Genomic DNA, 24,697 nt, shown 5'->3' with positions numbered 1-24,697 from the left:
GCCGGGGGGCCGTCTCCTAGGAGGCGGGGAACGGGTCCTCCTGTCCGGTGAGGAGCCTGAGGTGAGCGAGGTCACCCGGGGGTGGGGTGGTCACGGACCACAGAGGAGGCGGGGTGCCGTCGGCGACGGCGGCCGGGGCGTCGGTCAGGTTCATGCGCTCGCGCAGGCGGCCGTAGAAGTCCATCGGCCCGAGCCGGACGGCGCGCAGTCTGCGCGGGGCGGCGTACACCCCGATCCAGTCCCCGGGGTCGAGCACACCGCGCAGCTGGCCGTCGATGCTGACCGCCGCCCGGCCGGAGCGTTCGAGGACGCGCAGCGCGACGGCCTCGTCGGGGGCGGTGACGACGGACCGGTTGAAGGTCATGTGCGGGGCGACCGGGGTGAAGACCAGCCCGTCCGCGCTCGGGGAGACCACCGGGCCGCCGGCGGCGAAGCTGTAGGCGGTCGAGCCGGTCGGTGTGGCGACGAGCAGGGCGTCGGCCGAGTAGGAGGCGAGGAGTCTGCCGGAGATGTAGACGCCGACGGACACCTGTCGGTCGCGGGCCAGTTTCTCCAGCACGATGTCGTTGAGCGCCACCACGTTCAGGGGCACGCCCCAGTCCGGGTCGGCCGTGCAGTCGACGCGCACACGCGGCGGGGGCAGCAGCGGGCCGCGGCCGTAGCGCAGCATCGCCTCCATGTCCGAGGGCACCTCCAGGCGGCAGGACGCGCGCATGGTGAGCAGCATGCGCTCCTCGACCGTGTGGCGGTTCTCGCGTACGGCGTCGAGTGCGGCGCTCACCTCCTCCGCGGGCACCTCGGTCAGGAAGCCCACCCGCCCCAGGTCCACGCCGAGGACGAGGGAGTTGTTCTCGGCGGCCAGCCGGGCGCCGCGCAGGAACGTGCCGTCGCCGCCGAGGGTGACGACCAGGTCGGGGTTGCCCGCCGAGTCCAGTTCCTCACGGGCGCTGTGCCTGCTGCCGTCGTGCCACACGTCGATGTCCGTGCAGCACACGGAGTGCCGTACGCACCAGTCGCGCACGGTGCGCGCGGCCGCCACGGCTTCCGCGCGTCCGCCGTGCACGACCAGGCCGAGCCGATTCACCGTCATGTCCGCCTCCAGATCGCCGAGTGGAACGGCCAGTAATCCTCACCGTCGAGCGGCGCGACGGCACGTATGCCACGCCGCGAGGATCCCGACGGCGGCCGGCATCGACCCGGTCTCCTTTTCTCCGTAGGCTGTGACGGCTCGTCACTCTCTCCTCCGCCTCCCCCTCCCGTCACGCGCCCGCAGAGGACCCGAATGCCGACGAACAGACTTGTCCGGTACCTGACAGCAGCGGTCGCGGTGCTCACCCTGCTCGCCACCACTCCCCCGGCCGTGGCCGCCGCGGAGCAGTCGCCCACGACCACCGACTCCTGGCAGGGACCGCTGTCCACCCGCGGCAGGTACATCGTCGACGCCCGGGGCAACCGCTTCCGGCTGAGATCCGCCAACTGGGACGGCGCCCAGGGCTCCTGGACCGGCAGCGGCAGTGCCACCGACCCCGCCAACCACCACGCCGGCCAGGACTCCCACGGCATACCGCTGGGCCTGGACCGCGCCTCGCTGCCCACGCTGCTGGCCGACTTCCACGCACTCGGCATCAACAGCGTCCGGCTGCCGTTCTCCAACGAGATGATCCATGCCACCACCCCGGTACCGGACAGCGCGGTGGCCGCCAATCCCCGGCTGCGCGGCCGAACACCCCTCCAGGTCTACGACGCCGTCGTGTCCGCGCTGACCGGCGACGGGTTCGCGGTCATCCTCAACAACCACACCAACAGCTCGCGTTGGTGCTGTGGCCTCGACGGGAACGAACGCTGGAACAGCGGCCAATCAACTGCACGATGGGCCGACGACTGGGTGTTCATGGCCCGCCGGTACGCCGACGACCCCCGGGTGGTGGGCGCCGACCTCTACAACGAGGTACGGCGTGACGTGTGGGACGACCCCAACTGGGGCCTGGGCGACGCCCACGACTGGTACGCCGCGGCCCAGCTCGCCGGCGACCGCATCCTCACCGAGGCCAACCCCGGTCTGCTCATCGTGGTCGAGGGCATCAACTGGACCGGTCTGCCCGTCGACGGACTGCCCCACGGCCGCCCCACCCTCACCCCCGTGCGCACGCTCTCCCACACCCTCGTGGACGCCCACAAACTGGTCTACTCGGCCCACTTCTACGGCTACACCGGCCCCCGGCACAGCGGCGCGACCGGGATCGGCGAGACCCACGACCCCCGATACCAGGACCTGACCCGTGATCAGCTCAACCAAACCCTCGCCGACCAGGCCTTCTTCGTCACCACCGAGGGACAGCACTACACCGCACCCGTGTGGATCAGCGAGTTCGGCATCGGGGCGGGCGAGACGGGCACCGCGGCCCGCACCTGGTTCGGCAGTGTCACCGACTACTTCGCGGACCACGACGCCGACTTCGCGTACTGGCCGCTGATCGGCTGGGAGGGCCACGACGACTGGGCGCTGCTCCGCTACGACCCGACCGGGCACCGGTACGGCATCCTCGACCAGGGCGACTGGCGGGCCACCGCCTGGCAGCACCTGATGACAGCGCCGAGCCGGAGCGGACCCGTCGCCGCCACGGCCGTCTGGCGCATGCTCAGCACCGACCACGGCGACCAGGTGCAGTCCCTGCGGGTACGGGCCGGCGGCGACTGGGACCCCGGCGCCTACAAGGCCGCCTGCCCCGACGGCCTGCGGCTGGCCGGGATCGGTCACACCGCCGGCCGGGGCCTGTGCACCGACACGGCCACCGGTGACCTGCGGGCCACCGGCGGCACCCAGACGGTCGTCACCGACGAGCGGTATGTCCAGGGCGGCGACTGGGCCTCCGGCTACACCAAACTCCAGTGCCCCACCGGACAGTTCGTCATCGGTTACAGCCGCCGGGGCGCGCGGGTGTCGGCAGCCCTGTGCGCGTCCGCCCGTACACCGCTGGGCACGGGCGGACGGACGGTGTGGTTCGACCGGTCCGACAACCGGCCCGCCGACGGCGCGGGCGGTGACTTCGCGTACGGCGACCACAAGGGCCAGTGCGCCGCCGACGAGTACGCCGCCGGAATCGCCTTCACCGCCCGCCTCGGCAGCACCCCGGGCCCGGCCGCACTGCTGTGCGCCCCGCTGCGGCCGTGAGCCCGGCACCGGTCGCCGTCGTGCAGTCGCGGTCGTTCAGTCACCGTCGTTCGGCATCGTCCGGGTCACCTTGCCGTGCGGGTCGGCCTCGAGATAGCCGACCTCGCTGTACTGGTTGGTCAGGTAGACCGCCATCCCGGCGGGGGTGTCGAACGTGGTGTCCGGCGTCCGGACCAGCAGATACCGGCTCGTCGGCTGATCTACGTTGAGTACCTTGCGAGCCCGGGCCAGCAGGGCGGGAACGGTGTCCCAGTCGAAATCCTTCAGGCTCACCGGCTGGTCGCCGCCCGTCAGGGAGCCGCTGATGATGCCCTTCTCCACACCGCTGCCCGGCCGGTAGGTGTAGGTGTCGTACTTGCTCCGGCTGCCCGGCACCATCAGATAGGCGGAGACGTACTCGGGATAGACGGTCAGGTCGCCGTAGGTGTGGCGGCCCGTCGTCTCCTCAAGGGCCTTCAGCGCGGTGCGGATGCCGTCGGGGGTGAGCAGATCGGTGGTCTTCTTCTCTCCCGTCCCGTTCCCCGCCGTCCCGCCGCCCGCCGGAGTCGCGGCCGCGGCGCTCGCGCCGGGAGTGGACTGCCGGGTGCTGCCCTTGGCCGCGGACGTGCCGGGCGTACCGCCATGACCGCCGTCGAACAGCGTCTGCCGGACCAGCACGCCCGCCACCACCACGGCGACGACCGAGACGGCGACGACCAGACTCCGGGTCCGCCGCGGTCCGGTGCTCCGGCGCCCGGCGACGGCGGCATCCCCCACGGTCACCATGGGCGGGACCGGAACGGCGTCCCGGGGCCCGGCGAACGGCGCCGTCGACGGCGCCGCGGGCGCCCCGGCAGCGGGCCAAGCCGGGGGTGCGAGCGGGTACGAGGTGAGCGGCTGCCCGGCGGCGGGCCGGGCGGCCTCGGCGAGCATGCGCTCGACCGTGTCGGGGTCCGGCCGTGCCGCCGGATCCCGCACCAGCAACCGGCTGAGTACGGCGGTCAGGGCACCGGCACGGACGGGTGGCGGCACATCCTCCTGGAGTACGGCGGCAAGCGTGGCCAGCGTCGTCCCCCGGCGCAGCGGGTGATGGCCCTCGACCGCCACGTAGAGCATCATCGCCAGCGACCACAGGTCCGCCTCGGGTCCGCCGGGCGCGCCCGAGATCCGCTCGGGAGCCATGTAGTCGGGGGTGCCGATGATCGCCCCGGTGGCCGTGAGCGTGGTGGAGTCGCGCAGCGCGGCGATGCCGAAGTCGGTCAGGACCGGACGGCCGTCGCGGCGCAGCAGGACGTTGGCCGGCTTCACGTCGCGGTGCTGCACTCCGGCGGCGTGCGCCGCGCGCAGCGCCGCGAGGACGCCCTGGCCGACGCCGGCCGCCTCCGCCGGAGACATGGGGCCGCGGGCGAGCCGGTCGGCGAGCGAGCCACCCTCGACCAGCTCCATGACGATCCACGGGTAGGTGCCGGGGCCGCCGTTGACGATGTGGTGGATGGTCACGACGTTCGGATGGTCGGTCCTGGCGAGCGCGCGCGCCTCGCGCAGCACCCGCTCCCGGAGCGCCCCGGCGGCCTGTGCGTCGTACTCGGCGAGGCCGGCGTCGGGCGGTCGTACCTCCTTGACGGCCACGCTGCGGTCGAGCATCAGGTCGTGGGCCCGCCACACCGTGCCCATACCGCCGCCGCCGAGTCTTGCCCTCAGTTCGAAGCGGCCGTCGACCACGCGTCTGCCGCTGTCCCCCTCACTCATGCCGAGGAGGATAACGCCCCGCGCGAGCCCTCCTCGTGTCAGGCCGTCCCGGCTTCGGTGCGGAACGTGCGCCGGTACGCGGTGGGGGTGACCCCGAGCGCCGTCTGCACATGCTGGCGCATCGACTGGGCCGTACCGAAGCCCGCGTCCCGGGCCACCCGGTCCATCGACAGGTCGGTGGACTCCAGCAGGTGCCTGGCACGCTCGACGCGCTGCTGCGTGAGCCACTGTCCGGGGCTGACGCCGACCTCCTCGCGGAAGCGGCGGGTGAACGTGCGCACCGACATGGCCTCCCGCTCGGCCATGTCCCGCAGCTGGATGGGGTCCTGGAGGCGGCCGAGCGCCCAGGCGCGGGCGGTGGTCGTGGTGGCCAGCTGGGGTTCCGGCAGCGGGCGGTGGATGTACTGCGCCTGGCCGCCGTCGCGGTGGGGCGGCACGACGGTGCGGCGGGCGATCTCGTTGGCGACAGCGGTGCCGTGGTCGCGGCGCACCATGTGCAGGCACAGGTCGATGCCGGCGGCGACTCCCGCCGAGGTGAGGATGTCGCCGTCGTCGATGTAGAGGACGTCCGCGTCGACCCTGACCTCGGGGAACAGCCGCTGGAAGTGCGCGGCCTCGGCCCAGTGGGTGGTCGCGGGGCGGCCGTCGAGGTAGCCGGCCGCCGCGAGGACGTAGCCGCCGGTGCAGATGGCGGCGAGCCGGGTGCCGGGGCGGATGTGCGCGAGCGCGGCCGCCAGCTCCGGGGTCAGCACGCCCTGCTCGAAGACCGGTCCGAGTTCGTATGAGGCCGGGACGACGACCGTGTCGGCGGTGGCCAGTGCCTCCGGGCCGTGTGCGACGTGAATGTCGAAGTCGGCGTCGGTCCGGACCGGGCCCGGCGGCCGGACCGAGCAGGTGATCACCTCGTAGAGCGGTCCGCCCCGGACGCCCTTGGGCCGGCCGAAGATCCGGTGCGGGATGCCCAGCTCGAACGGCAGCAGGCCGTCCAGGGCGAGGACGACGACGCGGTGCGGACGGGGGTCGGTGTCGCCTGTGACGGACATGGCTGGATCCTACCGAACAGCGCGGATCAGGCCAGAGGCGCGTTTGAACAGCGGCAAAGCGGTCACTCGGACATGGACCACATGACGCGACACGTTGGGATGTGGAACCTCATGGCGCGCAACCAGAAGGCGAAGGCCAAGGCCGAGCAGGCCAAGGGCAAGATCAAGGAAACGGCCGGACGCAGCGTGGGCAACGAGAGCCTGGAGGCCAAGGGCCGGATGGAGCAGGCACGCGGTGACGCCCGCCAGGCCAAGGAGAAGACCAAGGACATCTTCCGCCACTGAGTCCCGCCGAGGCCGAAGTGCCCCGGGGTCCAGGAGACCCCGGGGCACTCCGCTACCCGTTCCGGGCAGCGGTCAGTCGCACCTGCCCGCGGGCCTGGCCCGGGTCACCACGTCGGTCGTCCCGGTGGTCGCGTCGAGCCACACGACCCGGTTTCCGGGGGCCGCCGCGGCCGCGAGCTGCTCGCCCCGGTTGCACGAGACGCGCTGCCTGAGCATTCCGTCGCCCTTGGGCTCCGGGGTGAACTGCCAGAGCTTGGAAAGGGACTCGTTGCCGGTGGCGGAGAGGTCCGGGGTCGCGGCGACGACGGTCACCGCCTTGCCGGAGGCCGTCAGATCGGCGATGTTCAGCGCCTGCGGTCCGGTCTCGGGGCTGATGTCCCTGACGTCCGAGCCGTCCAGCGCGGCGCCGCGCAGGGTCGTGGCGCCGTTCGTCCAGTCGCCGTCGAGCAGCCAGTACGCGCGGCCACCGGCCACGGCCGTCGGGCCGAGGCTCGCACCGGGGTCGGCCCGCTGGATCACCTTGTCCTCGCCGGTCGCCACGTCGACCACCCGGGTGGTGTATTCGTACCCGGCGGCCACCCGCGCGGTGTCCTGGTAGACGACCTTGCCGTCACTCACGGACGGGAACGTGGACCGGTGAGATGTGCCGCCGCCGATCGTCTTCACGTTCGCCGGATCCTTCAGGCTCAGATAGGCCACGCCCGGACGGCCGCCGTTGTAGTAGGCGAATGCCACGGTGTCGCCGTCCACGTCCAGGGCGGTGCCCAGGCTGGTGCCGTGCCACAGCGTGCGCACCGGCCCGCCCGCCAGGGGCCGGGCGAGGATGTCGACGCCGTTGGGACCCTGCGCCTGCCACACCACGGTCTTGCCGTCGGTCGCCGGATTCACGTGGTAGCGGCCGTCGTTGGGGCTCATCAGCTTCGGCGAGCCCTTGCCGTCCGTGTGCCCGGCCCACACCGAGTACGCCTCGGCACCCGACTCGTCGGAGTTCGAGGCCACCCACCAGTCGCCGCCCACGCCCAGGTGCGTGTCGTAGGTGTTGACGCGTTCGAGCAACGGGTCCGAGTCGACGCCCAGTGCGAGTTCCCAGTTCGGCACGATGCCGTGGGCGGCGAACGCACGCTGGACCGCGGTCAGTTGCTTGCCGTTGACCTTGAGCGCCCTGGCCGCGGCGATCACCGCGGCCCGCCCCTGGGTGAAGCCGTCGAGCGGGGTCAGGTACTCGGTGAGCGCCTTGTACACGACGCGGTCGCCGAGTTCGGCGCCGAGTTCCTGACGGACGTCCCACAAGGCGCCCGAGAAGATGGTGGAGTTGAGGTGGACTCCGCCGTTGTCGGTGCCGAAGCCGACGCCCAGGAAGGACTTGGCCGTGGTCCGCCCGTCGTTCATGTCGCGGATCGCGCACTCGCGCGCGGCCATGGTCCGGCACAGCGTCTCGCCCAGCAGACCCGAGTCCGGATCGTCCACGGAAATGCCGTACGCGTCCGTCTCGATGGCGTTGCCGAAGTAGTCCGCGATCGCCTCGTTCATGGCGCCGGACTGCCCGGCGTAGACGAGGGCGGCGGAGTGTTCGACGACGCCGTGGGTCATCTCGTGCCCGACCACGTCGAGGCCCGCGGACAGCGGGCGGTACTCGTCGTCGCCGGTGCCGTACACCATCTTCTGGCCGTCCCAGAAGGCGTTGACGTACGGGAATCCGTAATAGGTCACTCCGACGAGGGAGTTGATGGCCATGCCGTGCCCGTCGAGACTGTCACGGCCGAACTTGCTCCGGTAGTAGTCGTACACCTGCCCGGCGGCCCAGTGCGCGTCGACCGCGCCGGACTCGGTCGCCTCCGCGCCGAACGCGGGGGCCGGTGAGCCGAACTCCTTGATGCCGGCGGGCCAGACGCCGCTGACGTCATCCACCCACTTGCCGCGCGCGTCCCAGGTGGTGAGAACGTTTCCGCTGCCGTCGAGGCTGCGCGAGCCGTCGCGCAGCAGATAGGCGCCGCGCGTCTCGTCGTGCGTGACCGACAGGTCGACGGACGTGCCGTTCAGCCTGACGCCGGAGCCCGGTTCGCCGGCGGCCGGGACATCCTTGGCGAGGCGGTGTGCCGCGCTCGCCCGGGTGGCCGCCGCGGGTGCACCGAAGGTCTGTACGGCGCTGTACTGGAGCACGGGGTATCCGGCCCGCGCGTCGATGTACACCTCACGCAGCACCGGCTCACCGCGTGCCTGGTCCGTGCCGCGCACGGTGATGTGCCGGGTGAGCACTCCCGTGCCGTTCGGCAGCACGACCAGGCCGTGGGACACGCCGGTCAGCACCGCCTCGTCGTCGGCGGGCCGGGTGAACCGCTCGGCGCCGAGCTGGTCACGGACGGCGTCGACGGCCCGCTCGACGGCGAGCGCGTCGTCCACCTGGGGCGTGGTGTCCACGCGCAGGCCGGTGAAGTACTTGCCGGAGGTTCCGGTGACGACCCGCCGGCCGTCCTGCTCACGCATGCGTACGACGTACTCTCCGCCCAGGACCGGCACGCCGTGGTGCTTCTGCCGCAGCCGCACGGTCTCCTGGCCGTTCGCCGTGAGGGTCCCGATGGCCTGGAGGTCGCGGTCCGGGTCGGCGATCCGGTAGCGGTCGCGTTTCGCCGCGAGGTAGGCCCGTGCCGCGCCCGCCGCGTTCCGCGCGGCCGGCGCCTGCTCCTTGATGCCGTCGACGAGCGCGGGTGTGTCCGTCCGCTGCCCCGGCACCAGCTCGCCGGGGCTCGGCGGCGGCGTCCCCGCGGACGACGCGGCGGCGGGCACCGCCGACACGACGAGCGCGGCGACGCCCAGCAGCGCCGCCACGCCGGACATGCGGCCGCTTCGTGCTCTGGTCGAGGTTCTTCGTGTGCTGAACCGAGGCACAGTCTCCCCATCCCACAGAACCGGTACCGACGGCGGGACCGCCGTCGGGGAGGGTCATGCAACCCGGGGGACGCGCAGTCATCAATGGGGCGTGGGTGCGCACGGACGAGATCCAGCCCTTGCCGCTCAACAGGCACAACCCGCCTGACAGATCGCGTCCGGTACCGCTACCATCGCCGCGATGACCACTCATTCTGTTGACGGATTGGGGGGCTCCGTCCGCGCAAGGTGAGTGCTGATGGCCACTCACATCGCGAACGGGGACTTCCGTCCTTCCTTCTGGCCGCGCGTGCGGGAGTTCGCCGTGCCGCCCTCCATGATCGAGACCGCGACCGCCCGCCGCCGGGCCGGGGACTGGGCGGGAGCCTGTGCCGCGGCCGGCGCGCGCTCCCTGCACGGGCAGTGCGCGACACCGGTTGAGTCGCTTGCTTCCTCCTTGTCGCGCAGCCACCTGGCCCCGCCAGTTCCCGCGGGACGCAGATGCGTGTTCACTCCCGTCGCGCAAGCCGTTCGACGCCGGCCTGCAACGTAACGCCGTCCAGCCAAGGCGGGTTTGCGCCGGGGACGGAACACGTCAGGGCCGCGACGCGGGCGGCGAACGCGCAGGCGTCCGTGACGTCTTCGAGGCTCAGCGCGTCGAGTCTGCCGCCGAGGTGTCCGAGGGCGGCAAGGCGGTGCAGCAGACCCGCTGTGAAGGAGTCCCCCGCGCCGACCGTGTCGACGACGTCGACGGCTGGAGCCGCAACGGCGACGCGGAGGCCGTCGAGGGAGGCGAAGGCACCGCGTCCGCCACGGGTGATGACGACGAGGCGCGCGCCGGCGGCGTGCCAGGTGTCGCAAGCCTTCTCGGGACTGCTGCCGGGGAGAAGCTCGGCGAGGTCGTCCTCGCTGAGGCGGAGGATGTCGGCGAGGGCACACCAGCCGGGGAGCCGTTCGCGGTAGACGGCGGACGGTACTAGCAGTGGGCGCACGTTGGGGTCGATGGACACGGTGGCGTACTCGCGCGCTTCGGCAAGGTGGTCCTCGATACGGCTGCCGCCGGGTTGACGTAGCAGTGCCAGGGAACCGGTGTGCAGGCAGAGACTGCCATCGAGCGGGGCAGCCGAGAGTTCCTCGGCAGTCCACTGCCAGTCCGCGGTGCCCTCGGCGTGGAAGGTGTAGTTGGCCCGGCCGCTCTCGTCGAGGGCTGCAACGGCGAGGGTGCTGGGCTCGGAGGCGGTAACGCTGCCGGTCAGGTCGATGCCCGAGCCGCTGAGGTGGCGACGGAAGAAGGTGCCGAAGACGTCATGGGAGAGACGTCCACGGAAGCGGGTGGGAGTGCCGAGCCGGGCCAATGCGACGGCGGTGTTGGCGGGGCCTCCTCCGGGCAGCAGACGCAGGGCGAGTTCGTCCGGACCGCGGGTGGCGGGTTCGGTGAAGGCGTCGGCGACGCACTCGCCGAGAACGGTGATCGTGCCGGATGAGGTTGATCGGGTCATGGGGTGGGGCTGTCTCTCTGGGTAGGCGCACGGGGTGCCGCCCGACGCCTGCTGCCCTCTGTAGAGGCTGCTCCGCACATCGGCGGGCTTGAGGGTCGGCCCACGTCGATATTGCCGGGCGGTCGACGATCCCGATGTAGATCTGCTCCCGATCTGGGGCGGCGAGGCCGAAGAAGGCAAGGGGTACTGCTCGGCGCCGCGGTCGGTTTCCGCTCCTGGGAGGTCTGGGACGGACGGCGGGCTCGACGCGGTGCCAAATCGGTTTAGGCGAACGCACGGAATCGTCCAGCTGGCGCCGCAGCTAAAACAAGGGCTAACGAACGCCGCGTTACCCGAGCGTTACACAGAGATCGGGCAAAGCATCACATAGAAGCACGGCTTTGCGTTCGAGATGACCTCACTATTGACATCGGTCGACGAGCGAAGCAGTCTCATCGCACCTTGCTAATCCGATTTAACAAACGGAGCTGATCCGCTGATGTCCGAACGCCGCGTAACCATGGCCGACGTTGCCCGCAGGGCGGGCGTCTCGCCGACGACCGCGTCGTTCGCCCTGGCCGGCCGGACCGATATGCGCATCTCCGACGCCTCCCGCGAACGGGTGCTGGAGGCCGCCCGGGAGCTGGGTTACCGGCCGAACGTCACCGCGCGCAGCCTGCGGACGAAGTCGACCCAGACCATCGGCTTCGTCTCGGACCGCATCACCACGACCCCGTTCGCGGGTGACGTGATCCGCGGTGCGATGGAGGCCGCCCGGGAGCGGGAGCACCTGCTGTTCATCACGGAGGCGGGGGGAGACCGTGACACGGAGGAGTCACTGGTCCACGCACTGCTCGACCGCCAAGTGGACGCGGTGATCTACGCGTCCATGTTCACCCGGTACGTCACCCCGCCCAAGGCACTGTTCAAACGGCGGGTGATCCTACTGAACTGCCTCGCCCCCGGCTTCGACGCGCCCTCCGTGATTCCGGACGAACAGGAAGCCGGCCGGGACGCGGCCCGCGCCCTGCTCGCGGCCGGTCACACCGAGGGGATCTGGGCGATCGGCGGCCATCAGTCGGTCCCGGCCACACCGGAAGGAATCGTCGCGGGCAACGAGCGGATGCGCGGCCTGGAGGAGGCTCTGCGGGCCGGCGGCGCCAGACTGGACGGCATCGTCGAATGCGACTGGGACACCCACGACGGTTACCGGGAGGTGTCCTCGCTGCTCGCGGCGGGGCACCGCCCCCGGGCTCTGGTGTGCCTGACGGATCGGGTCTCCTTCGGCGCATACCAGGCGCTCGGTGAGGCTGGTCTGTCCGTCCCTGGCGACGTGTCGGTGGTCTCCTTCGACGACCAGGACATCGCGGCCGTGCTGCGCCCGGCACTCACCACGCTGAAACTGCCGCACTACCAACTCGGTCGTCTCGCCGTGGAGTTGATCCTCGGCGAGGAACCGCTCGAAGCAGCCGTACACCGTGTGCCCATGCCGCTGCAGAAGCGTGCCTCCATCGGTGCGCCCGCTACGGGCTGATCCGGGCACCCCATTCGGTTGTCCCGCCGCCCGGAGCGAGCCCGGGTGGCGGGACGACCACCAAGAACGGCGACCGTCGCAACCGGTCGCCAAGGCGGGTCCGGCAGACCCGTCTCAGTGAGATTGGAGGAACCCTCGTGGTGTTCAGAACCAGGAACAGGCGCCTCACTGGTGCGAGTGTAGCCGTCGCTGCGGCGACCACGCTCGTCGCCGGATGCGCGGCCGGAAGCGGCAGCAGCTCGTCCGGAGCCGACGGCGACACGATCACCCTGTGGACGCACAACGCCGGCAACTCGGCCGAGCTGAACGTCGTCAAGAAGATGATCAAGGATTTCAGCAGCTCCCAGAGCAAGTACAAGGTCAAGCTCCAGGCGTTCCCGCAGAACGACTACAACAATTCCGTCGTGGCCGCAGCCTCGGCCCACAAACTGCCCTGCCTGCTGGACGTGGACGGCCCCAACGTGGCGAACTGGGCCTGGGGCGGCTACCTCGCCCCCATCGACGTCGCCGGTAGCAAGGTACCTCTGTCAGATCAGCTGCCCAGCACGGTCGGCCGGTACAGGGACAAGCTCTACGCGTTCGGCTTCTACGACGTCTCGCTGACCTTCTTCGCGCGCAAGTCAGTGCTGAACGACAACGGCATCCGCATCCCGACCGTCGACAAGCCGTGGACGAAGGACGAGTTCGATGCGGCGCTGGCCAAGCTGAAGAAGAGCGGAAAGTTCGCCTATCCGTTGGACATGGGAACCGGCGGCAGCGGTGAGTGGTGGCCGTACGCGTACTCTCCGCAGCTGCAGAGCTTCGGCGGCGACCTCATCAACCGCGACGGCTACAAGACCGCGTCAGGCACTCTCGACGGCACGAAGTCCATCGAGTGGGCGACCTGGTTCCGCTCGATGGTGTCCAAGGGCTACATGGCGAAGAAGTCCGGGGCCGACCCCAACAAGGACTTCCTGGCAGGCAAGAGCGCCATCCAGTGGGACGGCAGCTGGAACGCGGCCAAGAACGCCGAAGAGCTCGGCGACGACCTGGCGATCATCCCGCCGGTCGACTTCGGCAACGGACCCAAGATCGGCGGCTCCTCCTGGCAGTGGGCGATGAGCTCCAGCTGCTCCAACAAGGACGGAGCGCAGGCATGGCTGAAGTTCTCCCGGCAGACGAAGTACTTCGTCGATTACGCCAAGGCCACCGGCACCCTGCCCGGTACCGAGGCCGCCGCGAAGCAGGTCGACGGCTACCAACCGGGCGGAAAGTTCAACGAGCTCGTCGAGTTTGCCCGCAATCTCGCCGTGGTGCGCCCGATCACCCCGGCCTACCCCTACATTTCCACCGAGTTCGAGAAGGCAGCGCAGGACATCCTCGCCGGGGCCGACCCCAAGAGCGCGCTCGGCCAGGCCGCGAAGGACATCGACAACAACCTCAGGACGAACAACAACTACGCCGACTGAACCGCCCCGGTCCGGTTCCGTCCCCGACCGCGCTTCCCGCGCGCCCGAACCGGACCGGCTTCTCCTGGAGCTACCGTGACCACCATGATCGCAGCCTTCGCCCGGCTGCGTCCGGTCCGGCGAAATCGAACGACCAACGCCCGCCGCCGTGAGCGCCTCACCGCCCTCGGCATGGCCACCCCGGCCGTCGCGCTGCTCGTCGTCTTCCTCGTCGTACCGGTCGCCCTCGCCTTCGCCCTGGCCTTCACCGACGCGAGGCTCGTCTCGCCGACCCCGGCCCGCTTCGTGGGTCTGAGGAACTTCACCCAGCTCTTCGAAGACCCGGTCTTCTACAAGTCCCTGCGCAACACCGCGTACTTCGCGGCTGTCGTCGTCCCGCTCCAGGCGGGGCTCGCCCTGGCGCTGGCGCTACTGGTCAACGCGAAGGTGCGGGGCATCAACTTCTTCCGCACCGTCTACTTCCTGCCGGTCGTCACCTCGATGGTCGTGGTGTCCTTGCTGTGGACCTTTCTCTACAGGCAGGACGGCCTGGTCAACCGGGTGCTCACGGCGCTCACCCTCGGCCACGTCCACGGCCCGGACTGGCTGAGCGACCCCGTGACCGCCATGCCCGCAATCATCCTCATGTCGGTATGGCAGGGCGTCGGCTTCCACATGATCATCTGGCTGGCCGGCCTGCAAACCATCCCCGCCGAACTCTACGAAGCCGCCGACCTCGACGGGGCCACGCGCTGGCACCGATTCCGCCACGTCACCTGGCCCTGCCTGCGCGAGACACGCACGTTCGTGCTCGTCACCATCACCATCGCGGCGCTCAGCCTCTTCACCCAGATCCGGGTGATGACGCAAGGCGGCCCGCTCGACTCCACCACCACCGTCGTCTACCAGGCAGTGCACACCGGCTACGACCAACAGCAGACAGCTTACGCCTCGGCGATCTCGCTGGTCTTCTTCGTGCTCGTCCTGACCGTGTCCCTGATCCAGCGTTTTCTGACCCGGGAGAAGGACTGACATGACCTCCCTCCTGAAGCACCTCGGCGGTCACATTGGCCGCGTCGTCGTGGCCCTGGTCTTCGCGCTTCCTCTGCTGTTCATGGTGGTCTCTTCGTTCAAGCCGGACGACCAGATCTTCGGAGACCTCGGCTCGGTACGCGCCTTCCTGCCGCTCGGCACCCTGTCCCTGAACAACTACATCGGCGTCTTCGACCGCGTCCCCGCCGCGCGGTTCCTGCTGAACTCCGTGCTGATCTCCTCGATCACCGTGGTGCTCGGCATCATCGTCAACAGCCTCGCCGCGTTTGCCCTGTCCCGGATGCGCTGGCCCGGCCGCAAGGCCGTACTGACCGCGATCATCGCCACTCTCATCGTGCCGTTCGAGACCTTCGCCCTGCCCATGGTGTGGTGGGTCAACCAGCTGCCGCTGCTCCGCGTCAACGGCTTCCACCTGGAGTGGACCACCGGCTGGATGGACACCTACCAGGTCCAGATCGTGCCGTTCATCGCAAACGCCTTCTCGATCTTCTTCTTCCACCAGTACTTCCAGAGCATCCCCAAGGAACTGGATGAAGCGGCGATCGTGGACGGCGCCGGCTGGTTCACCATCTACCGCCGCATCGTCATGCCGCTGTCCGGGCCGGCCGTCGCCACCGTTGCCATCCTTACTTTCCTGCCCGCCTGGAACTCCTACCTGTGGCCGCTGATGGTCGTGCAGAGCGAGGAGCTGCGGCCGGTGATGGTGGGCATCTCCTACTTCTTCCAGCTGAACGTGGGCTGGGGCCAGATCATGGCGTACTCCTCCATGATCACCGTACCGATCCTGGCGTTGTTCATGGCCTTCCAGCGGTCGTTCGTCAACAGCATCGCCTCCTCCGGCGTAAAGGGCTGACCACGCTTCGCCCGGCCCCGCACCGAAAGGACCCCTGCGTGTCCGTCATGCCCACAGACCCTCATTTCCCCGTCTCGCACCTGCGCCCGCCCCGCAACTGGATCAACGACCCCAACGGGCTGGCTTACCACAACGGCCACTACCACGTGTGTTTCCAGTACAACCCGTACGGACCCGAGCACGCGAACATGCACTGGGGGCACTTCCGCAGCCCCGACCTGATCACCTGGGAAGAACTCCCCATCGCTCTCACCCCCACACCGGGCGGAGAGGACGCCGACGGCTGCTTCTCCGGCAACGCCGTCTCCGACGGCGACCGCATGGTCGCCTTCTACTCCGCCTTCCGCACCGACCGCTGGGCCCAGCCCGTCACCACCGCCGAGTCCGCGGACAACGGTGCCACCTGGACACCTCGCGGCAGGCTGCTCATCCCCGAGCCGCCCGAGGGCACCACGATGTACCGCGACCCGTACGTGTGGCGGGAGGCCGGCCGCTGGCGCATGCTGGTCGGCTCCGCCCTGGCGGACGGACGGGCGGCCGCCCTGCTGTACGAGTCCGCAGACCTCGAACAGTGGGAGTACCGGGGGCCGTTCCTGGACCGGGCCCCGCAGGCGGTGGCGCCGAGCGCGGACACCGGGCTGGGGTGGGAGTGCCCCCAATACCTCCACGTCGGCGGACGCGGTGCCTTGATCGTCAGCACCTGGGATCCGGAGCAGGGACCACGCCGGACCGTGGTCTACCCGGGCAAGGAGCAACACGGCCGCTTCCTCGCCGAGGCCCCCGCGCTCCTCGACCACGGCCCCGACTTCTACGCTCCCGCTCTACTGCCCGCCACCAACGGCCGGTGGCTGCTCTGGGGCTGGTCCTGGGAAGCACGCGACCCCGAGTGGGTGAGCGAGGCCGGCTGGGCCGGGCTGCTGACCCTGCCGCGCGAGGTGACCCTGGCCCACGACGGCACGGTACGCCAGCGGCCAGCCGCGGAACTCCTGGCGCTGCGCGCGGAGCGCACGGTGACGGCGACCGGGGAGACCAGGGGCTCGGCCGTCCTCGGCACGGTCGGTCCCAGCTTCGATCTGACGGCCCGTCTGGAGCCCCGCACGGCCAGGACAACAGCGGGGCTACGGTTGGTGACCTCCGCCGACGGCAACGAGTATCTCGACATCGGCCTCGACTCCACCACCGGCGAACTCGTCGTGGACCGCGACCACGCGTCCCTCGACCCGCGCGCGCACGGCGGCACGTATCGCGTACCCGCAGCCCCCGGCGTCCCCGTCGAGTTCCGCCTCGTGGTGGACCGCTCCGTCGCCGAGCTCTACCTGCCGTCGGGCCGGACACTGACCCTGCGCTTCTACCCGACCGGCGGTGCTCCCTGGCGGATCGAGGCCCGCGCCGGAGGTGGAGACGGACTCGGGTACACGGTCAGGGCGTGGAACCTGCGGCCGTACATGACGAGGTACATGGACAGGGCGAGCGCCGAGTCCGCGCTCATCGACGTCGGTCTGCCCCACCCCTGACCCCATTGCCGCGCCGAGACTCCGGCCTCCTGCGCTCCCGGCCCCGCCCGCCGACCTGTCGTGGGCGGTTTCCTGATCCGCACACCGCCCGTGGCCCGGCACGTGCCCTTCACGAGGTCGCACGGGAACACGGCCTGACCGTGACCGGCCCGGCGGAGCGGCTGCGGATGACATCGCCGCCGGCCCAGAGATCAACGACGACGTGTTCGGGGAGAGGCTGGTGCGGCCTGAAGCGGGCCTGCTGCCAGAGCCGTTGGGGCTCCATCGGCTCGCTCATGGAGGAGGAGCTGCGCAGGCTCCGTATCGATCCGAGCTCGCGCGGCGCCGCCTGGCTGGACTGTGTGGCAGCGGCGCCGACAGGCTGACCCGCCCGTGGGACCTCGGGCCGGAGGGGCCCACGGTCTGAGCGAGCAGGAGCGGGACACGGTGCGAGCACCGTCAGCAGCTCGGCGGACCCGGCGACCACGGCCTGGACGCCTTCTCGCCCTCGTCGAGCCGTTCCGGGGGCGCAGGGCGTCACCGGCCGGCCGGGCAGCGCCTCCCGGGGGTGGCGGCGGTGGGCTGACGAGGCGTTCCATCCCCCGCAGCCGTGGCGGGAGTTGCTGGGGTCGGCCGTCCGTACGGCGGCGTCCGGCTCCGGCGAGGACTACACGTACGGGCGCCCGTCCCGCCGCTCGGCCGGGTTGCCCGGGGTCGTGCTCCCCAGTCAGCGGCGCAGGCCGCCCCGGGTCGCCGTGGTCATCGACACGTCCGCCTCGGTCAGCGACCCGGAGCTGGGCAGCGCACTCCTCGAAGTGGCCGCGATCGCACGGGCGGTGGGCGGCGCCGCGATCTGGTCAGTGTGCTGCCGTGCGACGCGTCGGTCCCGCTCGTGCCATCCGCTGTGCCAGGGCGAGGGCATACCCCTGGTCGGCGGCGGGGGCACGGATCTGCGCACCGGCTTCACCAGGGCGCTCCGGTCGCGGCCCGACGTGGTGGTGGTCCTGACCGACGGGCAGACCCCGTGGCCGGACCGGCGCCCGCCGTGCCGCACGGTGGTGGGCCTGTTCCCCCGGGTGGGGCGGATCGACGAGGCCGACCCCGACCATGTGCCGGACACGCCGCCCACATGGGCGCGGGTGGTCGAGATCGGGTCCGGGTGACGGCCCGACGACAGGGCGAGGAGGACGCGCCCAGGAACGACCGCGGCGCCGTGCGGTGCGACGCACCCGCCCGGCCCGGATGACGGTGGAGCGGCGGTGAGCGACCGCCGGGCCGGGTGGTGCCGTGGGCACGACCCGGCCCGGAGCGGGAACGCCGCCGGGCGGCTACGGTCTGGGCCGGCGAACCGACTCCCCCGGCACGGGCTTGGCCGACTGCGGTGCCGCGGGCATCGGCTCGGAGTCGAGGATGTGGTCGCCGTACAGATCCTGGAGCCAGTTGATCTGGTAGATGGTGTCGAGGTAACGCTCACCCAGGTCGGGGGCGATGGCCACCGCCGTGAGGTCACGTGTGTCGTGCCGGGCGAGCCAGTCCATCGCGCCGCTGACGACGGTTCCGGTGGAGCCGCCGAACAGGAAGCCGCGTCGGGCCAGGCGGTGGCAGGTGCGGATGGTGTCCGCCTCCTCGACCCGGATCACCTCGTCGACATAGGACTCGTCGAGCAGCGGCGGGCGCATGCTCATGCCGAGGCCCGGGATCATCCGGCGGCCGGGTTCGCCACCGAAGGCCACCGAGCCGACACTGTCCACGGCGACGATCCGCACCGGACGGTGCCAGTGCCGGAAGTAGCGCGCGCAGCCCATCAGGGTCCCGGTGGTGCCCGCGCCGATGAACAGCACGTCGAGCTGCGGGAACTGAGTGGCTATTTCCGGTGCCGTGGTGCGGTAGTGGGCGCGCCAGTTGCCCGCGTTGGTGTACTGGCTGAGCCACACATACCGGTCGTCGGAGTCGCACAACCCGCGGACGTAGTCGATCCGCTTGCCGAGGAAACCGCCGTTGGAGTCCAGGTCGGCCACGATGTGCACCTCGCTCCCCAGCGCCTCCATCAGCAGTCGGGTCGAGAGGTTGCACCGGGAGTCCGTCACACAGAGGAACCGGTAACCCTTGCTCGCGGCGATCACGCTGAGCGCCACGCCCAGGTTTCCGGACGAGGACTCGACCAGAATCGAGTCGCGGGTCAGGATTCCCTCACGTTCGGCGCTCTCCACCATCTCGTTCGCGGCCTTGAGCTTGATCGAGCCGGCGAAATTGAAGCCTTCACACTTGAGGTAGAGACGGAACCCGAAGATCGACTCCAGGTCGACGTAGAGTCCGCCTTCGTTGAAGGCATGCGGGGCGGATATGACGGGCACGATGGGCCTCCTGGTGCCAGGGCGAAGTCGGGTCTTCAGCCGTACCGGCGCAGGTCGTGGAAGAAGTCGTCGATGAGTCGGAGCTGCCCCGCGCGGGTCACCTGGTCGTAGACGAACTTGCCGACCGCGAGGTCGAGCACGCCCAGTCCGAAGGGGGAGAAGATCAACGTCCGGTCGTCCGGCGGGATCCGCCGTCCGGTCATGACGTCGTCGAGGGTGCCGTCGAGGAAGTCGCGGTTGCCCGTGAGCTGCTCGGCCAGGTGGGGTGAGGTGTCCGCCTTCAGGCAGTGCTCGACGTCGTCGACGATGTTGGTGGAGCCGAGCAGGATCTCCGGGGCGAGGTCGCGCAGGGAGATGTGCAGCACCAGCGGGTGGTGGGAGAACCAGCCGGGGTCGGTGACGTGCGGTTCGCCGGCGACGGTGGCGAAGACCACCAGGTCGCTGGAGCGGATCAGTTCCTCGGCGCTGTCGTGGACGTCGATCTGCGCGGTGGTGCCGGTCTGCCGCAGATAGCCGGAGAATCCGGCGGCGCTGTCGGCGGACACGTCGTGCACGCCGATCGTGTCGAACGTCCAGCCGGTGCCGGCCAGGAAGGTGTGGATGTAGCGGGCGATCAGGCCGGTGCCGAAGAACCCGATCCGGGTGGGGCGCGGCCCGCGCCGGCTGAGCCAGTCGGCGGCCAGCGCCGCGGAGGCCGCGGTCCGGGTCGCGCTGATGATGGAGCTCTCCAGGCAGGCGAGGGGGTAGCCGGTCTCGTGGTCGTTGAGGATGAGGACCGCCGAGGCGCGGGGCAGGCCCGCCTGCACGTTGGCCGGGAAGCTGGAGATCCACTTCAGGCCGTCCACGTGGTTGGCGCCGCCGATGGAGGCGGGCAGCGCGATGATCCGCGAGCTGGGCCGGTCGGCGAAGCGCAGGAAGTAGGAGGGCGGGTTGACCGAGTCCCCGGCACCGTGCAGCCGGTAGGTGGTCTCGACCAGCTCCACGATCTCCTTCTCGCGCCCGCTGAGCGCCTGCTGTACCTGGGCTCCCGGGATCACCGCGAACGTCGGTATCGAGGGCTGGGGGGAAGTGCCCCGCTCGGTTGCGGGGGACAACAGGTTGGTCATCGCTGACTTGCCTCCGGGGTCGGGCAGCAGTCGGCCAGCCGGCAGGGCTCGGCCATGGCGACCAGCACCTGGCGTTCCCCGGTGTAGGCCTCTCTGCTGTGGGCGGTGCGGATGTTGTCGACGAGCATCAGATCGCCGGACTGCCAGGGTTCGCGCCGGGTGTGCTGCTCGTAGGTCGAGTTGAGTTGCTGGACGACGTCCTCGCCGATCGGGCTGCCGTCTCCGTAGCGGGTGTTGAACGGCAGCCCGTCCTCGCCGTAGACCTCCACCAGGTACTCGCGGACCTCCGGGGCGAGTGTCCACTCGTTGAGGAACGCGATCTGGTTGAACCAGCAGCGCCGCCCGGTGACCGGGTGCCGTACGACGGCGCTGCGCCGCTGCCGGGTGTGCAGGGAGCCGTCGGGCTGCCAGGTGAAGTCGATGTCGTGGGCGCGGCAGTAGCGTTCGACGGCGGCGGGGTCGTCGGTGCCGAAGGACTCGGCCAGGGAGGCACCGATCTCCTCGTTGTAGCTGCGGGTGAGCAGCCAGCCCTCCCGCTCGAACCGCTCGCTGAGCTCGGCGGGCAGCGCCTGGAGCACCTGTTCCGCGTCGGCCACCGCCGTGGCTCCGCCGTCGCCGGGTGCCGTCAGGCAGGCGAACAGCATCAAGCCGGGGACCTCGACGGTGTAGCTGAGCTCGTGGTGCATGCACATCGGCTGGTTGGCCGGCCAGGTCGAGGAGGAGTACAGCCCGGGTCCGTAGGTCTGCCGGGGGGCGAAGGCCTCCCGCTCGGTCATCAGGCCTCCGGACAGTCCGGCGAAGACGGCCTGGACCTGGTCCTGGTCGCTGAGGCCGAGCCCGCGGACGAGGACGGCGCCGTGCTCGGTGACCTGAGCGCGCAGCGCCTCGCGGTGCTGGGCGGCCCAACTCGCCGCGTCTTCAGGGGACTCCACGCGCAGGACGGGCGGTTTATCCGGCTTCAGCTCCAGATCGAGCGGTGACGCCAGGGGGGATGACGGCATGTCGGTTTCCCTTCGGGTTGCCCCTCCGGAGGCGGTGGACTTTCAGGAGGAGGCGAGCGGTTCGGTGGCGCCCAGTACGACCTGTGCCGCTTCGGTCGGCCGGGTGCGCAGGAAGTAGTGGCCTCCGTCGCCGAGTTCACGCAGGTCCACGTGCTCGGCCAGCAGTTGCCAGTCGCGGTGCCGGTCGGCGTACCCGGCCGTGTGGGGGTCGTCGGCGGCGACGACCACGGTGACCGGTGTGGCGAGGAGTGCGCCCGGCGGGGTCTGGATCGCGTCGGCGAAGTAGGTGTGGGCGCCCGCGCAGTCGTGGCGGTAGGCGGCGCCGATGTGTTCGGCGTGCGACGCGTTGAGTTCGCTGAGTTCGGTGTAGCCGCTCTGCGCGGTGAGCTCCGCGGCGATCTCGGCGTCGCTCCGGCCGGCCAGTTCGGCTGCCGCGGCGCGTCGTTCGGGGGCGGTGCCGAGCAGTTGCGCGCACAGGAAGACCCGTGCGACATCGATGTCACGCCCGTGCAGCCTGCGTGCCGTCTCCACGGCGGGCGCGGTGCCCGAGGAGTGGCCCCACAGCATCACCCGGGCCGGTCCGAGCGCGATGATCTCGTCGGCCACCCGTTCCGCCAACTGGTCGACCGGGAGGAACGGCTCGGTGTGGGCGGCCAGGTCGTGGCCGGGCAGTTCCACCGCGTAGACCGCGGTTCCGTGCTCCGCCAGGGCGGTGGCCATCGGCTGGTAGTTGACGGCGTTGCCGCCCGCGTAGGGGAAGCAGACGAGGACGCACTCCGGTGTGCCCGGTAGGTCGGTGAGCGGCTGGAGCAGTTCGGTGCGCCGGGCTCCGGCGCCGTCGAGGAGTGCGGCGAGGTCGGAGAGGACCGGGTGCCGGGTGATGTCCTTGAGGGACACGGCGCGGTCCAGGGCGATGGTGAGTTTCACCGCGGACAGTGAGGTGCCGCCGCGGTCGAAGAAGTGGTCGTCGCGGCCGATGCCGTCCTCCGGGATGCCCAGCAGCTCGGACCAGACGGCGGCGAGCCGGCGTTCGGTCGGGGTGAGCGGGGCGCTGCCGGGCCGCCGGGCGGCGTCGGCGGACTGCTCCTGCTGTCCGGCGAGTACCGTCAGGGCCTTGCGGTCGATCTTGCCGTTGGCGGTCAGCGGGAGGGTCTCCTGCCAGTGGAAGGCGGCGGGGACCATGTAGGCGGGCAGTGCCGCGCCGAGCGCTTCGCGCAGTTCGTCCGTGCCGAGGCGGCGGCCCGAGTGAAAGGCGATCAGGTGCTTGCTGTGGTCGGGGCGTTCGGCGATGACCACGGCGCCGTCCCGCACGCCGTCGACGCGCAGCAGGGTGTTCTCGATCTCGCCGATCTCGATGCGGAAGCCCCGGATCTTGACCTGGTTGTCCCGGCGGCCCAGGAACTCCAGTTTGCCGCCGGGGTGCCAGCGTCCCCAGTCACCGCCGAGGTAGAGCCGCTCCCCCGGCCGGAAGGGGTCGTCGCGGTAGGCCTCGCGGGTCCGGTCCGGGTCGTTGACGTACCCCCGGCCCACGCACACCCCGGAGAAGGCGATCAGTCCGGGGGCGCCGAGCGGTACCAGTGCCAGGTGCTCGTCGACGACGTGGACGCGGACGTTGTTGACCGCGCGGCCGAGCAGTACCCGTTCCGGCACCTCGGTCATGACCTCGTGGTTGGTGTCGTCGGAGGTCTCGGTCAGGCCGTAGGCGTTGACCAGCTTGATGCCGGGCTGGATCGCGAACCAGCGTTGGACCAGCTCCCGCTTCAGGGCCTCACCGGTGACGGACACACAGCGCAGGTCGGGCAGTTCGCGGGGGTGCCTTTCGAGGTAGGACACCACCACTTCGAGGTAGGACGGCACGAGCTGGGCGACGGCGGCGCGGCCGCGGACGACGGTGTCGAGGAACCGCTCGACGTCCGTGATCGATTCCTGTGGTACCAGCAGGGTCCGGCCGCCGACCAGCAGGGCGGAGATCAGCTGCCACAGCGAGATGTCGAAGCACTGCGGGGCGGTCTGGGCGACCACGTGTCCCTGGTCGATGTCCAGGTCGTCGATCTTGGCGTAGAGGTGGTTGAGCAGACCGGCGTGCTCGCACATCGCGCCCTTGGGCTCGCCGGTGGAGCCGGAGGTGAAGTAGATGTAGGCGAGTTGGCCCGGTTCGACCGGCACACCGGGGTCGGTGTCGGCGTGCTGTTCGGTGAGGGCGTCCTCGATGAACAGCTTCTCGGTGTCCGGGAGCGTACCGAGGGCCTGGTCGAGGGTGCCGGTGCTGCCGGGTTCGGTCAGCACCAGGCGGCATCCGGACCGGGACAGGGTGGCGGAGATCCGGCCGGCGGGGAAGTGCGGCTCGATCGGCAGGTAGACGCATCCGGCCTTGAAGACCGCGAGTACGGCGGCCAGCCAGTCGAGGTTGCGTTCCGTGACGACGGCGACGACGTCCTCGCGGTCGAGTCCGCGGGCCAGCAGTGCTCTCGCCAGCCGGTTGGCACGGGCGTTGAGTTCGCCGTAGGTCAGCTCGCGCTCGCCGTGGACGGCCGCGACCTCGCCCGGATGGGCCCGGGCGCGCTGTTCGAAGAGTTCGTGGGCACGCTTTTCGGGCAGCGGACGGCTGGGCCCGGCGAGGCCTTCGAGCTGCTCGCGCACCTCGCCGTCGCAGAGCAGGCTCTGCCGGGTGTGGTCTGCGTCCGGGTCGGCGGCCATCAGCCGCAGCGCGGTGAGGTGGTAGCCGGCGATCCGGGCGGCGGACTCCGCGTCCAGGACCTCGGTGCGGTAGTGCAGGTGCACCGTGGGCCGTCCGCCGCGAAGTCGCCAGCCGACGGCGAGTACGGCGTCGTCGGTGAGGCGGCCGCCGGCTCCCGAGGTGTCGAACACGATCTCGTACGACGGTTCGGACACGCCCAGTTCCCGGCGCAGTTCGGCCACCGGGAAGTCGCGGTGCGCGACCAGTTCCGCCTCGGTCTGCCGCGCCCGCGCCAACAGGGCGCGCCAGGGGCCGGGCGGTACGGTCAGCCGGCAGGGCAGTGGCCCGTGCCGTCGCCCGGCGGTGTGACCGGTCACCACGTCCTGTTCCGCGGACAGTGCCGTGAGCACCTTGGCGTGTGCCGCGAGCAGTACCGCGCGCAGCGGCACTCCCGAGGTCCGCGCCAGTTCGCGTACCGCGGCCGTCACCTCGTCGGGGACGGGCGTCTCGTGTTCGGCGACTCCCGGTACCGGGTTCCCGGCCCAGCGGGGTACCGCGGTGAATCCACCGGCGGTCAGCACTCGGTTCCAGAACTCCCGATCCGCTTCCACGCGCGCTTCCATCGTTT

17 protein-coding genes and 2 pseudogenes are annotated in these 24,697 nt (G+C 70.7%); 10 read left to right on the top strand and 9 right to left on the bottom strand.

Features of this window, described 5'->3' with window-relative positions:
- Nucleotides 1-16: 16 nt before the first annotated feature.
- Nucleotides 17-1,090: an NAD(+)/NADH kinase gene (locus tag ACIPK3_RS08265; protein WP_402567344.1), complete on the bottom strand. Its 1,074-nt coding sequence runs from the start codon at nt 1,088-1,090 to the stop codon at nt 17-19.
- A 192-nt stretch (nt 1,091-1,282) separates the two neighbouring features.
- Between ACIPK3_RS08265 and ACIPK3_RS08260 the strand changes: the two genes are divergently transcribed.
- Nucleotides 1,283-3,172: a glycoside hydrolase family 5 protein gene (locus tag ACIPK3_RS08260; protein WP_402567342.1), complete on the top strand. Its 1,890-nt coding sequence runs from the start codon at nt 1,283-1,285 to the stop codon at nt 3,170-3,172.
- Between the two features lie 36 nt (nt 3,173-3,208).
- On the opposite strand, the gene ACIPK3_RS08255 is transcribed toward ACIPK3_RS08260, so the two are convergent.
- Together ACIPK3_RS08255 and ACIPK3_RS08250 are read right to left on the bottom strand one after the other, a co-directional pair.
- A complete protein-coding gene (locus ACIPK3_RS08255) occupies nt 3,209-4,900 on the bottom strand; it encodes a serine/threonine-protein kinase (protein WP_402567341.1) in 1,692 nt (563 codons plus the stop codon).
- Between the two features lie 38 nt (nt 4,901-4,938).
- Nucleotides 4,939-5,943 (bottom strand): GlxA family transcriptional regulator, encoded by a 1,005-nt coding sequence (locus ACIPK3_RS08250; RefSeq protein ID WP_402567339.1) that lies wholly within the window; start codon nt 5,941-5,943, stop codon nt 4,939-4,941.
- A 111-nt stretch (nt 5,944-6,054) separates the two neighbouring features.
- Between ACIPK3_RS08250 and ACIPK3_RS08245 the strand changes: the two genes are divergently transcribed.
- Nucleotides 6,055-6,228: a CsbD family protein gene (locus ACIPK3_RS08245; protein ID WP_402567859.1), complete on the top strand. Its 174-nt coding sequence runs from the start codon at nt 6,055-6,057 to the stop codon at nt 6,226-6,228.
- Between the two features lie 72 nt (nt 6,229-6,300).
- Here ACIPK3_RS08245 and ACIPK3_RS08240 read toward each other — a convergent pair whose 3' ends face one another.
- Complete coding sequence (locus ACIPK3_RS08240; RefSeq protein WP_402567337.1) at nt 6,301-9,063, bottom strand: M4 family metallopeptidase; 2,763 nt, start codon at nt 9,061-9,063, stop codon at nt 6,301-6,303.
- Nucleotides 9,064-9,352: 289 nt separating this feature from the next.
- Between ACIPK3_RS08240 and ACIPK3_RS08235 the strand changes: the two are divergent.
- Nucleotides 9,353-9,589: pseudogene (locus tag ACIPK3_RS08235) on the top strand (hypothetical protein); the annotation flags it as partial.
- 13 nt (nt 9,590-9,602) lie between these two features.
- On the opposite strand, the gene ACIPK3_RS08230 reads toward ACIPK3_RS08235, so the two are convergent.
- Nucleotides 9,603-10,592, bottom strand: a complete 990-nt coding sequence (locus ACIPK3_RS08230) for a carbohydrate kinase (protein ID WP_402567336.1) — start codon at nt 10,590-10,592, stop codon at nt 9,603-9,605.
- A gap of 478 nt (nt 10,593-11,070) precedes the next feature.
- Between ACIPK3_RS08230 and ACIPK3_RS08225 the strand changes: the two genes are divergently transcribed.
- The 7 genes and pseudogenes from ACIPK3_RS08225 to ACIPK3_RS08195 all read left to right on the top strand — a co-directional run bounded on the left by ACIPK3_RS08225 (nt 11,071) and on the right by ACIPK3_RS08195 (nt 18,094).
- A complete protein-coding gene (locus ACIPK3_RS08225) occupies nt 11,071-12,105 on the top strand; it encodes a LacI family DNA-binding transcriptional regulator (protein ID WP_402567334.1) in 1,035 nt (344 codons plus the stop codon).
- Between the two features lie 137 nt (nt 12,106-12,242).
- Entirely contained in the window at nt 12,243-13,553 is a 1,311-nt protein-coding gene (locus ACIPK3_RS08220; protein WP_402567332.1) for an ABC transporter substrate-binding protein, read from the top strand.
- Nucleotides 13,554-13,637: 84 nt separating this feature from the next.
- Nucleotides 13,638-14,564, top strand: coding sequence for a carbohydrate ABC transporter permease (locus tag ACIPK3_RS08215; protein WP_402567330.1), 927 nt, complete (start codon nt 13,638-13,640; stop codon nt 14,562-14,564).
- A 1-nt stretch (nt 14,565) separates the two neighbouring features.
- Entirely contained in the window at nt 14,566-15,438 is an 873-nt protein-coding gene (locus ACIPK3_RS08210; RefSeq protein WP_402567327.1) for a carbohydrate ABC transporter permease, read from the top strand.
- Nucleotides 15,439-15,485: 47 nt separating this feature from the next.
- Nucleotides 15,486-16,952, top strand: coding sequence for a glycoside hydrolase family 32 protein (locus tag ACIPK3_RS08205; RefSeq protein ID WP_402567858.1), 1,467 nt, complete (start codon nt 15,486-15,488; stop codon nt 16,950-16,952).
- Between the two features lie 479 nt (nt 16,953-17,431).
- Nucleotides 17,432-17,599: pseudogene (locus tag ACIPK3_RS08200) on the top strand (hypothetical protein); the annotation flags it as partial.
- Between the two features lie 48 nt (nt 17,600-17,647).
- Nucleotides 17,648-18,094 (top strand): VWA-like domain-containing protein, encoded by a 447-nt coding sequence (locus tag ACIPK3_RS08195; RefSeq protein ID WP_402567857.1) that lies wholly within the window; start codon nt 17,648-17,650, stop codon nt 18,092-18,094.
- 165 nt (nt 18,095-18,259) lie between these two features.
- Here the strand turns inward: ACIPK3_RS08195 and sbnA are convergent, their stop codons facing one another.
- From sbnA to ACIPK3_RS08175, 4 genes are read right to left on the bottom strand one after another with little or no spacing between them, the layout of a single operon-like run.
- Nucleotides 18,260-19,285, bottom strand: coding sequence for a 2,3-diaminopropionate biosynthesis protein SbnA (sbnA, locus tag ACIPK3_RS08190; RefSeq protein ID WP_402567326.1), 1,026 nt, complete (start codon nt 19,283-19,285; stop codon nt 18,260-18,262).
- Nucleotides 19,286-19,320: 35 nt separating this feature from the next.
- The gene (gene sbnB / locus ACIPK3_RS08185) at nt 19,321-20,391 is read right to left on the bottom strand and encodes a 2,3-diaminopropionate biosynthesis protein SbnB (protein WP_402567325.1); all 1,071 of its coding nucleotides are present in this window, start codon (nt 20,389-20,391) and stop codon (nt 19,321-19,323) included.
- Nucleotides 20,388-21,392, bottom strand: coding sequence for a TauD/TfdA family dioxygenase (locus tag ACIPK3_RS08180; protein ID WP_402567324.1), 1,005 nt, complete (start codon nt 21,390-21,392; stop codon nt 20,388-20,390). The genes sbnB and ACIPK3_RS08180 overlap by 4 nt, the downstream gene beginning before the upstream one ends.
- A 42-nt stretch (nt 21,393-21,434) precedes the next feature.
- Nucleotides 21,435-24,692, bottom strand: coding sequence for an amino acid adenylation domain-containing protein (locus tag ACIPK3_RS08175; RefSeq protein ID WP_402567322.1), 3,258 nt, complete (start codon nt 24,690-24,692; stop codon nt 21,435-21,437).
- Between the last annotated feature and the right edge of the window lie 5 nt (nt 24,693-24,697).

It is taken from the genome of Streptomyces sp. NPDC086787 (genome assembly GCF_044745865.1).
Taxonomy (GTDB): domain Bacteria; phylum Actinomycetota; class Actinomycetes; order Streptomycetales; family Streptomycetaceae; genus Streptomyces.
This window is presented reverse-complemented; position numbering and strand designations above follow the sequence as displayed.